This window comes from Komagataeibacter sp. FXV3 (assembly GCF_015155755.1).
Taxonomy (GTDB): Bacteria; Pseudomonadota; Alphaproteobacteria; order Acetobacterales; family Acetobacteraceae; genus Komagataeibacter.
Window position 1 is genome coordinate 1 of the sequence record NZ_VWPI01000166.1, and the last position, 12,587, is coordinate 12,587.

Sequence of the window (12,587 nt, forward strand, 5' to 3'; positions counted from 1 at the left end):
CGGCAATCCTGTGCTGTGGCACGGCGCTGGCGCGCGTGCCGATGCAGCAGACGGGGGAACAGGATACGCCCCATACCCTCAAGGCCGCACTGGCCATGGCCTACCTGACCAATCCCGTGCTGCGACAGGAACGGGCATCCCTGCGGGCAACGGATGAACAGGTCCCGCAGGCACTGGGCGGGTGGCGTCCCACCATTACCGGCAGCGCCAACATGTCCTATTATTCGGGGCTTATGCGCATGGCCCCGGTTGCGGGGGAAAGCGGCGGGTATATGCGGCAGTATGACAGTCCCGGTTATTCCGGCGGGGTCAGTATCTCGCAGCCGATCTATAGCGGTGGCAGGACGACGGCAAACACGCACAAGGCGCGGCATGCCGTCATGGCGGAACGTGCGCGCCTGATCGCGGCGGAACAGCAGGTCTTTTCCGATGTGGTCAGCGCCTACATCAACGTGGTGGAAGATGAACAGATCCTGAGCATCGACATCAATAATGAACAGGTCTACGCCGCCCAGTTGCATGCAACCGGGCTGCGCGCGCATGGCGGCGAGATCACCCATACCGATGTGGCGCAGGCGCAGGGCGCGCTGGCCAATGCGCGCGCGGTCCGGCAACTGGCCGAAGGCACGTTGCAGGCGGATCGCGCGACCTACCGGCAGGTGGTCGGCTGTGACGCGCCTGATGACCTGACGCCGCCCCAGCCACTGGTCCTGCCCCTGCATACGGAACAGGACGCCATGACGCAGGCGGTGCAGAACAATCCCGACGTCATCAGCGCGCTGTTTGACGAGGCCGCGAAAAAGGATGCGACAGGCGTGGCCTTTGCCGCCCTTATGCCCACGGTCAATGCCGAAGCAGCCTACTCCCACGCCATCAATCAGGAGGATGGGCGTTCATTAAGCAATAATAAATACGCGCTCGTCAGCGCCTCAATGCCACTTTATCAGGGTGGGGGCGAATATGCCGCCGTGCGCATGGCCCGGCAGCAGGCCGCCGAAGCCGCCCGCACGGTGGACGTGCGCCGTCGTGCCGCGATCCAGCTGGCAGCGGCCAGTTGGCAGCGCATGCAGGCCAACCGGGAAGCGATCGACAGCAACCGCGAAGCCGTCGCCGCTGATGCCGCCGCCCTGCACGGCATGCAGCGCCAGGTCATTGTGGGCACCACCACCACCCTTGCGGTGCTGCAGCAGCAGGAAACCCTGCTTCAGGCGCAGATCGCGCTGGTGCGTAGTGCGGGTAATCTCGTACAGTCCTCCTATCAGGCCACGGCGGCCATCGGGCGGCTGACCGCGCGTGACCTCAGCCTTGATGTGCCGCTCTATGATGAACAGGCCTATTACCGCGCCGTGCATGACCGGCTGTGGGGTATCAGCGATTATGCCACCAGCCAGCCGGGGCGCTGACGCGATACTGACCCTGTCCGGCACAAAACGGCATGGCCTGCGCATGGCCGCGGCGGTGGCTGGTCAGGGCGGATAGGCATGGGGCGGATAAAGATTACATGCGCGGCGTTCCCTTCGCGCCGGTTTGGGGTATATCTGCCCTTGGCCGGGCGCGTTGTCCTGCCCTGCGTCTGATTATGGTGGATCTGGTTTTTCGTGATGCTTGACAAGTCGTTCTCCCCCGACGGGACAGAAACTTCCCTCTATGCCCTGTGGGAGGCCAGTGGTGCGTTCAGCGCACAACCGAGTAGTGTGGCCAAGCCCTATACCATCATGATTCCGCCGCCCAACGTCACGGGCACGCTGCATATTGGCCATGCCCTGACCATGACCCTGCAGGATACGCTGATCCGCTGGCGGCGCATGCAGGGGCGCGACACGCTGTGGCAGCCGGGCACCGACCACGCGGGCATCGCGACCCAACTGGTGGTCGAACGCATGCTGCAGAAGGAAGGCACGTCCCGCCATGAAATGGGCCGTGACGCCTTTGTCGAACGCGTGTGGGAATGGAAGGCCGAATCCGGCGGCGGCATTACAAGGCAGTTGCGCCGCCTCGGCGGGTCGCTGGACTGGCCGCGTGAACGCTTCACCATGGATGATGGTCTGTCCGATGCGGTGAAGGAAGTGTTCGTCACCCTTTACCGCGAAGGGCTGATCTACCGTGACCGCCGACTGGTCAACTGGGACCCCGCCTTCCGTTCCGCCATTTCGGATCTGGAAGTTGATAACCGGGAAACGCGCGGCAACCTGTGGTATATCCGCTATCCCGTCGAGGGGCAGCCGGGCCGTACCATCACGGTCGCCACCACCCGGCCTGAGACCATGCTGGGTGACATGGCCGTGGCCGTCCACCCGGAAGATGCACGTTTTGCCGACCTGGTGGGCAAGAATGTCATCCTGCCGCTGACCGGCCGCCGTATCCCTATCGTTGCGGATGAACATTCTGACCCGACCAAGGGCAGCGGCGCGGTCAAGATCACGCCCGCCCATGACTTCAACGATTTCGAGGTCGGTCGCCGCCACAAGCTGGACATGCCCAGCGTGCTGGATGAGGAAGCCCGCATTACTCTTGCTGAAATCGAGGGCGAACTGCGCGCCGAGGACGGTCTGGCTGATCCCGCCTTTGTCCGTACGCTCGAAGGCATGCCGCGCGATGAAGCGCGCAAGGCGATGGTGGCTGAACTTGAACGCCTTGAATGGCTGGAAAAGATCGAGCCGCACACCAATCAGGTGCCTCATGCCGAACGCAGCGGCGCAGTGGTCGAACCCCGCCTGACCACGCAGTGGTACTGTGATGCCAAGACCCTTGCCGGTCCCGCGATTGACGCGGTGGAAAGCGGCAGGATCGAATTCGTGCCCCGGCAGTGGGAAAACACCTTCTATGCCTGGATGCGCGACATCCAGCCATGGTGCATCAGCCGCCAGTTATGGTGGGGCCACCGCATCCCGGCATGGTATGGTCCGGACGGGCATGTATTCGTCGCCCATGACGAAGCCGATGCCGCCACGCAGGCCCGCGCCCATTACGGGCAGGATACGGCGCTGACGCGGGACGAGGACGTGCTGGATACGTGGTTCTCCTCCGCGCTGTGGCCGTTTTCCACGCTGGGCTGGCCACAGCAGACGCCGGAACTGGCCCGCTATTACCCGACCGACGTGCTGGTGACCGGCTTTGACATCATCTTCTTCTGGGTCGCCCGGATGATGATGATGGGCCTGCACTTCATGAAGGACGTACCCTTCAGGCAGGTGTTCATCCATGGGCTGGTGCGCGATGAACGTGGGCAGAAAATGTCCAAGTCCAAGGGCAACGGCATCGACCCGCTGGAAATGATCGACAGCTATGGCGCGGATGCCATGCGCTTTTGCATCTGCTCGCTGACCGGTCTGGGTCGTGATGTGAAACTTGGTCGCAGGAAGGTGGAGGAATACCGTTCCTTCATCACCAAGATCTGGAATGCCGCGCGTTTTTGCGAAATGAATGGCGTGGCACCTGTCGCGGGGTTCCGCCCGGACAGCGTGCAGTCGCCGCTGGGCCGCTGGATCCTGGCGGAACTGGCGCAGGCGGTGGAAGATGCGACAAAGGCGCTGGAAGCCTTCCGTTTCGATGAATACGCCGCCGTATGCTACCGTTTTGTCTGGAACTGTTTCTGTGACTGGTTCCTTGAACTGGCCAAGCCGGTCTTTGCCGCCGGGGATACGGCGGAAGCAGTCGAAACCCGTGCGGTGGCAGCCCATGTGCTGGGCACCATCATGCGCCTGCTGCAGCCCGTCACCCCGTTCGTGACCGACAGCCTGTGGCAGCATTTCGGTTTCGGGCCGGAAGGGGCGCTGATTACGGCACCGTGGCCGCAGCCCGAGCATCTGGCAGGGGCCGGCGAGGCGCGCGCGGAAATGGAATGGCTGATCCGTTTCATCAGCGCGATCCGCACAGTGCGGTCGGAAATGAACGTGCCGCCGTCCCGTCTGGCCCCCGTCCTGCTGCGTGATGCATCGCCGGTGACCGTGGCGCGGGCCGCCAAATGGTCGGAAGCGATCGGGCGCATGGCGCGCGTATCCGAAGTGCAGCCGCTGGAAGGGGAAATGCCGCAGGGTGCTGCACAGCTGGTGGTGGATGAAGCAACGCTGGTCATTCCCCTTGCCGGGATCATTGACCTTGCCGTTGAACGCCAGCGGCTGGAAAAGGAATGCACCAAGGTCGATGGCGAAATTGCCAAGGTCGAGCGCAAGCTGGGCAACGCCGATTTCGTAGCCCGGGCCAAGCCTGAAGTCGTGGCCGAGAACCGCGAACGCCTTGAGACGTTTCAGGCGGAGCGCGTGCGGCTGAAAGCGGCTCTGGCGCGCATTGCGTAAAGGATTGTCTTAAGGGAATAAAAGTTTCTGGGCGCCGCCTTTTTTCAAAAAGGCGGCATTCTTCGAAGCTTCTTGAAAAAAGCTTCACCAGAAATTTCTGGAACATTCTCTTCATGGCAAGTTAGGGGAAGGAAGCCACCATGACCGAAAACGCATTGGAAACACTGGTGCTGGGTGGGGGCTGCTTCTGGTGTCTCGAAGCGCCGCTTAAGGAATTGCGCGGCGTGGCGGGACTGGAACCCGGTTATGCCGGGGGCCATACTGCCAATCCCACCTATGAACAGGTCTGTTCTGGCCGCACCGGCCATGCGGAGGTCGTGCGCGTGACGTTCGACCCCGCTGAACTGTCATGCGCTGATCTGCTGCGGATCTTTTTTGTCATGCATGACCCCACCACGCTCAACCGGCAGGGCAATGACGTGGGGACGCAGTATCGCTCCGCCATATTCTGGCAGGGACCAGAACAGGAAATGACGGCCTATGCCATCCGCAATGAAATCGCGGAGGCAAAGGTATGGCCGGATCCGCTGGTGACCGAAATCGCGCCGCTGACGCATTTCTGGCCAGCCGAGGATTATCACCGCGACTATTTCGCCCGTAATCCCGGCAATCCCTATTGTAGCGCGGTCATCCCGCCCAAGATTGCTAAGATGCGCCGCCTGTTTCGCGACCGGCTGGTGGATACGGCGGGATAAGGCCGATTATTCGGTTTCGTCATCCAGGAAAAGCTGGTCGGCTTCTTCATCAAAATCAAACAGTTCGGCATAGCGTGCCCAGCCGATCAGCGTCTGCAGTGTCTGGCGGGCATAATCAGGGGACATGCTGTCTTCCAGTTCATCACGGAAGCGTTCGGCGCTGGCGCGGTGATTGGGGCGTTCATCCAGCACGGCGCGGATGGTGCGCACCATGGGAATGTTGTGCAGCATGCTGTGCCACAGGATGTTCTTGCGGATGTCATGCTCACTCTGGACAAAGCGCATGCCTTCGGGGGTCAGCATGATGTCGCCATCCTCCAGTTCGGCAAAGCCCAGCAGTTGCAGCGACTCGCCTAACGGGAACAGGTCATCCAGTTCAAGCTGCAACCGGCTGGCCAGCAGCGGCAGGTCCGCGCGGCCATGCAGCGGGTCGGCGGCCAATGTTTCCATCATGCCCACGATGGTATTGATCGGCAGCGCGGGCAGGGCCACGGCATCGGCCGTGATCTGCACATGCTTCATGTCCGGGTCGGTCATGTCCGCTTCCGACACCACGGGCGCACGACGGGTCATGAGCGCGTAAATCCGGTCCACGAACTGGCGGAAGGCCGCATCTTCACGGTTACGGGGGTGTTCAAAGGGCACCTGCAGTTCATAGGCGACCCGGCCGGGGTTGGAGGAAAAGATCAGGATACGGTCGCACATCAGCACCGCTTCCTCGATATTATGCGTGACCAGCAGGATGGACTGGATGGGCAGCTTCTTTTCTGCCCACAGTTCCACAAGGTCGGTGCGCAGGTTTTCCGCCGTCAACACATCCAGCGCCGAAAAGGGTTCATCCATCAACAGCAGGTCAGGGTGCACCACCAGCGCCCGCGCCAGTCCCACGCGCTGGCGCATGCCACCTGACAACTCCTTGGGATAGGCGTTTTCGTACCCACCCAACCCGATCAGCCCGATCGCGTCCTCGGCCAGCTTGTGGCGCTCGGCCACGGGCACGCCCTTTGCCTCCAGCCCCAGTTCCACATTTTTCTGTACCGTCAGCCACGGGAACAGCGCAAATGACTGGAACACCATGGAAATGCCATCGGCGGGGCCTTCCAGCTTCTTGCCTTTCCATATGACCTCGCCCGCCGTGGGCGGCAGCAGGCCCGCGATAATGCGCAGCAGCGTGGACTTGCCCGATCCCGACCGGCCTAGCAGTCCCACGATTTCCCCGCTGCGGATGGACAGGTTCACCCCATCCAGCACCACCAGGTCGGTGGCACTTTCCTTGTGATAGGCCTGCCGGCAGTTGATGATCCGGACAAGCTCCGTCCCGGGCTTGGGCTGGGCTGGGGCGGGTTCGGGCTGCTGCATCATGAACTCTCAGTCAAAGGTGTAATGCCGTGCGGCATAATTGGATAACGGACGCCACAGGGCGCGATTGAGCAGCAGCACGAACGCCGCCATGACCACCATGCCCAGACCCACCTGACCGGTTGCACCCGCCACGGTGGCGTGGGCGATATAGGCGCCCAGCCCGTTCGCACTCAGCGTCGTGTCGCCCCAGCTTGCGACCTCGGTTGCGATGGCGGCGTTCCATGCCCCACCCGATGCGGTCAGCGCGCCGGTAATGAAATATGGCGTAATGCCCGGCAGCATCACACGCCGCCACCACAGCCAGCCCCGGACATGGAAGTTATCGGCGGCTTCCAGCAGGTCGCCGGGATAGGAGGACGCCCCCGCCACGATGTTGAACAGGATATACCACTGCGTGCCCAGCAGCATGAGCGGCGTCAGCCAGATATTGCTATTCAGGTGCCACCGCACGATTCCCACCACCACCAGCGGGAAGAACAGGTTGGCTGGGAAGGCGGCCATGAACTGTGCCGCCATTTGCGCGCGTCGCGCCCGGCGGGGCGACAGGCCCAGCCATATTCCCAGCGGCACCCATATCAGTGACGCCACAATGACCGTCACCATGACGCGCACCAGCGTGATGCCACCCAGCATGGTGACATGTAGTACCTGCCCCATTGTGTAATGGGTGCTGGCATACGCCCATGTTTTCCACCCGATGGTGATGGCACACACACTCAGCGCCGCAATCCATGCGCCATCCAGCAGGCGGGAGGGGACAAGCAGCCGCCGGGGGGCGGAGGGGCGCGGTCCCAGAGGCAGCCAGCCGATGCGGGTCATCATGTCGCCCAGCTTCAGGCAGGCCTGCCGCAGCAGGTGCGTGCGCCGCAGCAGGGTCAGCACCCATGGGTCGGGTGCAGCAAGCGTCGTGCCCTCATCGGTCTGGAAGCGCGCCGACCATGCCACCAGCGGGCGGAACAAAAGCTGGTCATAGGCCAGGATGACCGCCAGCATGGCGGCGATGGCGTAGAAGATCGCCCATATGTTGCGCTGTTCGATCGCAACGCCCACATATGACCCGATTCCCGGCAGGGCGATATCGGTGTTCCCGACCGTAATCGTTTCGGAATAGACGACCATGAACCACCCGCCGGACATGGAAATCATGGTGTTCCAGACCAGCGAGGGGATGGCGAACGGCACCTCCAGCCGCCAGAAACGCTGCCATGGCGTCAGGCCGAAGCACAGGGCAGCTTCCTCCAGGTCAGGCGGCACGGTGCGCAGCGCCTGATACATGGCAAAGGCCATGTTCCAGGCCTGGCTGGTGAAGATGGTAAAGATGGCGGCCAGTTCCGCCCCCATCATCCGGCCGGGAAACAGGCCAAGGAAAAAGACCACCGTAAATGTCAGGAAGCCAAGGATCGGCACCGATTGCAGGATATCCAGCAGCGGGATCAGCACCTGTCCCGCGCGCCGGCTCTTGGCGGCCCAGACGGCATAGGTGAAGGTAAAGACCAGGGAGGCGGCGAGGGCTGCAAACATGCGCAGCGTGGTCCGCACGGCATAGGCGGGCAGCCAAGCAGGGTTGAGGTGGATGGTCCCCGCCTCACTGGCGGGAATGGGCACCAGCATGTGGCGTCCGGCGGTGGCGACAATGACGGCCCCCGCCATGATCGCCAGCAGGCCAAGCAGGTCCGCGACGTTGGGGCGGACCCGCAGGCTCCCCGGCAGGCTGCCGTCTGTCACCCTGCGGTGCCCGTACTGCCAAAGCCGCCCGCGCCACGATCCGTTTCCTCCAGTTCCGAATATTCAATCCATGTCCCGCGCACCACCGGGGCCAGCACCGCCTGTGCAATGCGCATGCCGCGCTCAACCACAAAGGGTTCGCTACCCGTGTTCATGACGATGATACCGATTTCCCCCCGGTAATCCTCATCAATCGTGCCCGGCGCGTTGGGCAGGGTGATGCCATGTTTCAGCGCAAGGCCCGAACGCGGGCGGATCTGCATTTCATACCCACGTGGCAGCGCCACACACAGCCCCGTGGGCACCAGTGCGCGACCACCGGCCGCAATGGCCATCGGTTCGGTCACGGCGGCCAGCAGGTCCATTCCGGCCGCGCCATCGGTGGCATAGGCCGGCAGCGGCAGACCATGGGCATGGGCCAGGCGGCGGACTTGGATGGGCAGGGGGGAGGAAGTCATGGTTTGGTCCGTCGGGTTATTCAGGGTTGGGGTGTGGCGTTTGCAGGAAAGTCGCGATCCGCGCAACCAGCCTGCGCGCGACCTGCGCCTTGTCCAGCCGGGGCCAGTGTTCGCAGCCCGCAGCCTCGATCAGGGTGATCTCGTTTTCCGTGCCGCCCATGATCCCGGTGCCGGGGCTGACATCATTGGCCACGATCCAGTCACATCCCTTGCGCGCGCGCTTGGCGGTGGCATGGGCCAGCACATGCTCGGTTTCCGCAGCAAACCCGATCACCAGTTCGGGTCGCGTGGGGCCAGGCCTGCTCAGTATCGCGAGGATATCGGGGTTGGGCACCAGTTGCAGCGCGGGCGGAGCCGCATCTGCTGTCTTCTTGATCTTCTGGGGGGCCGGGGCAACATGCCAGTCAGCCACGGCGGCGGTGCATATGGCAATGTCGCAAGGCAGCGCGTGACGGGAAGCATCCAGCATTTCGCGCGCCGTTTCCACCCTTATGGTCCGCACGCCTGCCGGGGCGGGCAGGGTGGTGGGGCCACTGACCAGCGTTACATCTGCGCCCGCCGCCGCAAGGGCTTCGGCAATGGCGTACCCTTGGGTGCCGGAAGAACGGTTGGCGATGTAGCGCACGGGATCGATCGGTTCGTGCGTAGGGCCTGCGGTCACCAGTGCGCGGCGTCCCGCAAGCGGCATGTCAGGGGACAGTTCGCGCAGTATGGCGGCAAGGATCGTGTCCGTATCCGCCAGGCGGCCCGGCCCGGATTCGTTACATGCCATGAGGCCGGATTCCGGCCCCACGAAATTCACGCCACGTGCGCGCAGGGTCGCGGCATTGGCCTGTGTCGCGGCATGGGCCCACATACGCACGTTCATGGCGGGGGCCACCAGCACCGGCGTATCGGTGGCCAGCAGCACGGTGGTGGCCAGGTCACCGGCCAGCCCGGCCGCCATGCGGGCCAGCAGGTCGGCGGTGGCGGGGCAGACCACGATCAGGTCACTGTTACGCGACAGGGCGATATGCCCCATCTCGCTTTCATCGGTCAGGGAAAACAGGTCGCTGAAAACGCGTTCGCCACTCAGCGCCTGAACGGACATGGGGGTGACGAATCGTGCCCCCGCATCCGTCAGCACCGTGCGCACGCGCACGCCGTGTTCGCGTAGCCTGCGAATCAGCTCCAGCGCCTTGTAGGCGGCAATGCCGCCACCCACGACCAGCAGGACGGAACGGGTTGCCCCATCCCCCATCAGATTTTCCAGCCGGAATGGATTGCCGCAATCCCGCCGGACAGATTCTGGTAGGACACGCGTTCCAGACCGGCTTCGCGCATCATGTCCGCCAGCGTTTCCTGATCGGGGAACATGCGGATGCTTTCGGCCAGGTACTGGTAGCTTTCACGGTCCCCCGCGATCGCGGCCCCCATGCGTGGCAGCACGTGGAAGGACCACGCATCGTAGACCGGCGCGAAGGCCGCGACCTGCACGCGGGAGAATTCAAGGCACAGGAACCGCCCGCCCGGCCGCAGGATGCGATGGGCTTCACGCAGCACCTGCAGTTTGTCCGTGCAGTTGCGCAGGCCGAATGCGATGGAGACGCGATCGACCGAGTTGTTGGCCAGCGGAATGGCTTCGGCATCGACTGCCAGGAAGTTGAGGCCCGAGACAAGCCCGCGTTCCAGCGCACGGTTGCGGCCCACCGTCAGCATGCTGACATTGATGTCGGACAGGATGGCAGGGCCGCCGCCGCCACGCAGCCACCCGAAAGAAATGTCGCCCGTGCCGCCCGCAAGGTCGAGCAGCGACAGGTCGGGGTGGGGGCCGAGTTCGTTGACGAAAATCTTCTTCCACGCGCGGTGAATGCCCAGCGACATCACGTCATTCATGATGTCGTATTTGGAGGCCACGCTGTCAAAGACATTGCGGACCAGGGATTTCTTCTCGCGCAACGGCACGTCACGGAAGCCGAAATCGGTGGTATCCGCATGGCGGTCATCGGGACGGCCGGCGGAAGGGGAGGGATGGTATGGCTGGCTAATGTCGGTCATGATGCACAGGTATAACCCCAGATGAGGCCATGCCGGAACTACCTGAAGTCGAAACTGTGATGCGCGGGATGCGAGTGCATCTTGAAGGTCACACTATTTCACGCGCCAGCACGCACCATACCGGCCTGCGATGGCCGTTTCCGCCCGGCCTGGCGGCAGCGCTGCAGGGGCGCAGGGTCGATGGATTCGCCCGCCGGGGGAAATATATCCTCATCACGCTTTCGGGCGGGATGGTCGTGGTGCTGCATCTTGGCATGTCCGGCCGGGTGCTGCTGTCACGCCCCGCTGCGGCTGAGCGCGACCAACCGCCCGCATTGCATGAACACCTGGTGATCGAAACAGCGCAGGGCGCGCGCTGCGGGCTGGTTGACCCGCGGCGTTTCGGCATGGTCGATCTGGTGCCTGTGGCAGCGGTGGAAAACCACCGGCTGCTGGCGGGCATGGGACCGGAACCGCTGGGTAACCGGTTTGACGGTCCGTGGCTGGCTGCCCGTGGCAGGGGGCGGCGCACCAGCATCAAGGCCCTGCTGCTGGACCAGCGCGTGGTGGCGGGGCTTGGCAACATATATGTGTCTGAAGCCCTGTTTCGCGCACGCATCCACCCGGCACGTGCGGCAGGAGAGATCGGTGCGGCGCAGTATGGGCGGCTTGCCACCGAAATCCGCACGGTGCTGGAGGAAGCAATCGCCGCCGGTGGCTCAAGCCTGCGTGATTACGTGCAACCGGATGGGGAGCTGGGCTATTTCCAGCATGCCTGGCGCGTGTATGGGCGGGAGGGAGAAGGCTGCCCCGACTGTCCCGGTCCACCGGCATGCGACGGGGTCGTCCGGATCACCCAGTCCGGGCGTTCAAGCTTTTTCTGTCCCCGCCAGCAGGGGGTAAAAGACGATTTGGGCAAAGACTTGTCTTGACGAATGGGGTCAGGGTGGACTAGATCGCCAGCCTGATATGGGATGTCCGCAACGATCGGGTGGCGGACCGCCGTAACCTGATTTATGCAGATGAACTGAGAGCAATGGCCAATACAGCATCAGCGCGTAAGCGCATCCGCCAGAACGAAGTCCGCAACGCCCGCAACACGGCACGCCTGTCGCGCGTGCGCACCTTCGTCAAGAAGGTCGAGGTCGCCATCGCGACCGGCAAGAAGGACGACGCCGCCGTTGCACTGCGCGCGGCGCAGCCGGAACTGCAGCGTGCGGTCGGCAAGGGCGTTCTTCATGCCAACACCGTTGCCCGTCGTATTTCGCGCCTGTCCGCCCGCATCAAGTCCCTCGCTGCGGCGTAAAGGACTGTTGATTTCTTTCATCTGAAAGAATGCGGCAAGTAATGAAGAAGGTCGTATATCGCCATTAGTGGCGGTAACGGCCTTTTTTGTTTGCCATTTCCATGCACGTAATCGGGTTTTGATGGAATGGGGACAGATTCCCGTTGCTTCGACCGATTCCCTGCTCTACCTTATGTGGATAATTCCAACGTCATCTGTTGCCTTGGGCCTGGGGTCCGGGTTGTGGGTCGTGTCTGGTGCGCGACTGGCTTCCTGCCCGCTGCGTGCGGGGCCAATGGCGTTGTGGAACAGTTAGGGATGGGGCGGGGACGACGCGGGGGCGTCTGCCCTGCGTTCCATGTAGCCGGGAGCGGATATGACGGGCGGACTGGAAGGCTATGACGCGGTTGCGGAAGCCAATGCGCAGAAAAGTGTGCTCGCCATTCACTGGTCGCGCATCTGCGAACGGCTGAAGGCCGAGGTCGGGGAAGTCGAGTACCGCACGTGGCTGCGCCAGATCACGGTTGGCCCGGTGGAGGAGGATGAGATCACCCTCTACCTGCCCACCCGGTTCCTGCGTGACTGGGTGCGCGGGCAGTATGGTGACCGGCTTGGCACGCTGTGGAATGCCGAGGTGCCGGCCATCCGCCGTGTCGAACTGCAGGTCGCGCGGCCCGGTAGCGCATCCGCAACACCTCCGGCAGATGGCGTGACGCCCCCCGCCACCGCCGCAGTGGCGCGTGAAAAAGCC

At 63.3% G+C, this 12,587-nt stretch carries 11 protein-coding genes; 6 read left to right on the top strand and 5 right to left on the bottom strand.

All coding sequences use genetic code 11. The features are described 5' to 3' along the window. The 3 genes from F1542_RS15705 to msrA all read left to right on the top strand — a co-directional run. On the top strand, positions 1 to 1,403 hold a 1,403-nt coding region (locus tag F1542_RS15705; protein WP_227672803.1), incomplete at its 5' end, for a TolC family outer membrane protein. Between the two features lie 198 nt (positions 1,404 to 1,601). Continuing rightward, on the top strand, positions 1,602 to 4,295 hold the full coding sequence (locus F1542_RS15710) for a valine--tRNA ligase (protein WP_193733881.1): 2,694 nt from the start codon (positions 1,602 to 1,604) through the stop codon (positions 4,293 to 4,295). A gap of 140 nt (positions 4,296 to 4,435) precedes the next feature. Next, the gene (msrA, locus tag F1542_RS15715; protein ID WP_193733874.1) at positions 4,436 to 4,990 is read left to right on the top strand and encodes a peptide-methionine (S)-S-oxide reductase MsrA; all 555 of its coding nucleotides are present in this window, start codon (positions 4,436 to 4,438) and stop codon (positions 4,988 to 4,990) included. 6 nt (positions 4,991 to 4,996) lie between these two features. Here the strand turns inward: msrA and F1542_RS15720 are convergent, their stop codons facing one another. Genes F1542_RS15720 through F1542_RS15740 form a run of 5 tightly spaced genes read right to left on the bottom strand, consistent with a single transcriptional unit; the run spans position 4,997 to position 10,572 of the window. Continuing rightward, the gene (locus F1542_RS15720) at positions 4,997 to 6,352 is read right to left on the bottom strand and encodes an AAA-associated domain-containing protein (RefSeq protein WP_193733875.1); all 1,356 of its coding nucleotides are present in this window, start codon (positions 6,350 to 6,352) and stop codon (positions 4,997 to 4,999) included. A gap of 6 nt (positions 6,353 to 6,358) precedes the next feature. Further along, positions 6,359 to 8,077: an ABC transporter permease subunit gene (locus F1542_RS15725; protein ID WP_193733876.1), complete on the bottom strand. Its 1,719-nt coding sequence runs from the start codon at positions 8,075 to 8,077 to the stop codon at positions 6,359 to 6,361. After that, a complete protein-coding gene (dut, locus tag F1542_RS15730) occupies positions 8,074 to 8,535 on the bottom strand; it encodes a dUTP diphosphatase (RefSeq protein ID WP_193733877.1) in 462 nt (153 codons plus the stop codon). The genes F1542_RS15725 and dut overlap by 4 nt, the downstream gene beginning before the upstream one ends. Positions 8,536 to 8,551: 16 nt before the next feature. Beyond that, the gene (gene coaBC, locus F1542_RS15735; RefSeq protein ID WP_193733878.1) at positions 8,552 to 9,775 is read right to left on the bottom strand and encodes a bifunctional phosphopantothenoylcysteine decarboxylase/phosphopantothenate--cysteine ligase CoaBC; all 1,224 of its coding nucleotides are present in this window, start codon (positions 9,773 to 9,775) and stop codon (positions 8,552 to 8,554) included. Continuing rightward, positions 9,775 to 10,572: a class I SAM-dependent methyltransferase gene (locus F1542_RS15740; RefSeq protein WP_141298609.1), complete on the bottom strand. Its 798-nt coding sequence runs from the start codon at positions 10,570 to 10,572 to the stop codon at positions 9,775 to 9,777. The genes coaBC and F1542_RS15740 overlap by 1 nt, the downstream gene beginning before the upstream one ends. A gap of 29 nt (positions 10,573 to 10,601) precedes the next feature. Between F1542_RS15740 and mutM the strand changes: the two genes are divergently transcribed. From mutM to F1542_RS15755, 3 genes are all read left to right on the top strand, one after another. Continuing rightward, positions 10,602 to 11,483: a bifunctional DNA-formamidopyrimidine glycosylase/DNA-(apurinic or apyrimidinic site) lyase gene (mutM, locus tag F1542_RS15745; protein ID WP_193733879.1), complete on the top strand. Its 882-nt coding sequence runs from the start codon at positions 10,602 to 10,604 to the stop codon at positions 11,481 to 11,483. Between the two features lie 104 nt (positions 11,484 to 11,587). Further along, on the top strand, positions 11,588 to 11,857 hold the full coding sequence (gene rpsT / locus F1542_RS15750; protein WP_010509791.1) for a 30S ribosomal protein S20: 270 nt from the start codon (positions 11,588 to 11,590) through the stop codon (positions 11,855 to 11,857). 355 nt (positions 11,858 to 12,212) lie between these two features. After that, positions 12,213 to 12,587 (top strand): DnaA N-terminal domain-containing protein (locus F1542_RS15755; protein ID WP_275944697.1); only part of this gene is annotated, 375 nt, incomplete at its 3' end.

What these genes read in the sequence shown, in the direction of transcription:
- mutM (WP_193733879.1), top strand. Translation starts at nt 10,602, where the DNA reads ATGCCGGAACTACCTGAAGTCGAAACTGTGATGCGCGGGATGCGAGTG.
- dut (WP_193733877.1), bottom strand. Translation starts at nt 8,535, where the DNA reads ATGACTTCCTCCCCCCTGCCCATCCAAGTCCGCCGCCTGGCCCATGCC.
- rpsT (WP_010509791.1), top strand. Translation starts at nt 11,588, where the DNA reads ATGGCCAATACAGCATCAGCGCGTAAGCGCATCCGCCAGAACGAAGTC.
- F1542_RS15740 (WP_141298609.1), bottom strand. Translation starts at nt 10,572, where the DNA reads ATGACCGACATTAGCCAGCCATACCATCCCTCCCCTTCCGCCGGCCGT.
- F1542_RS15720 (WP_193733875.1), bottom strand. Translation starts at nt 6,352, where the DNA reads ATGATGCAGCAGCCCGAACCCGCCCCAGCCCAGCCCAAGCCCGGGACG.
- coaBC (WP_193733878.1), bottom strand. Translation starts at nt 9,775, where the DNA reads ATGGGGGATGGGGCAACCCGTTCCGTCCTGCTGGTCGTGGGTGGCGGC.
- F1542_RS15710 (WP_193733881.1), top strand. Translation starts at nt 1,602, where the DNA reads ATGCTTGACAAGTCGTTCTCCCCCGACGGGACAGAAACTTCCCTCTAT.
- msrA (WP_193733874.1), top strand. Translation starts at nt 4,436, where the DNA reads ATGACCGAAAACGCATTGGAAACACTGGTGCTGGGTGGGGGCTGCTTC.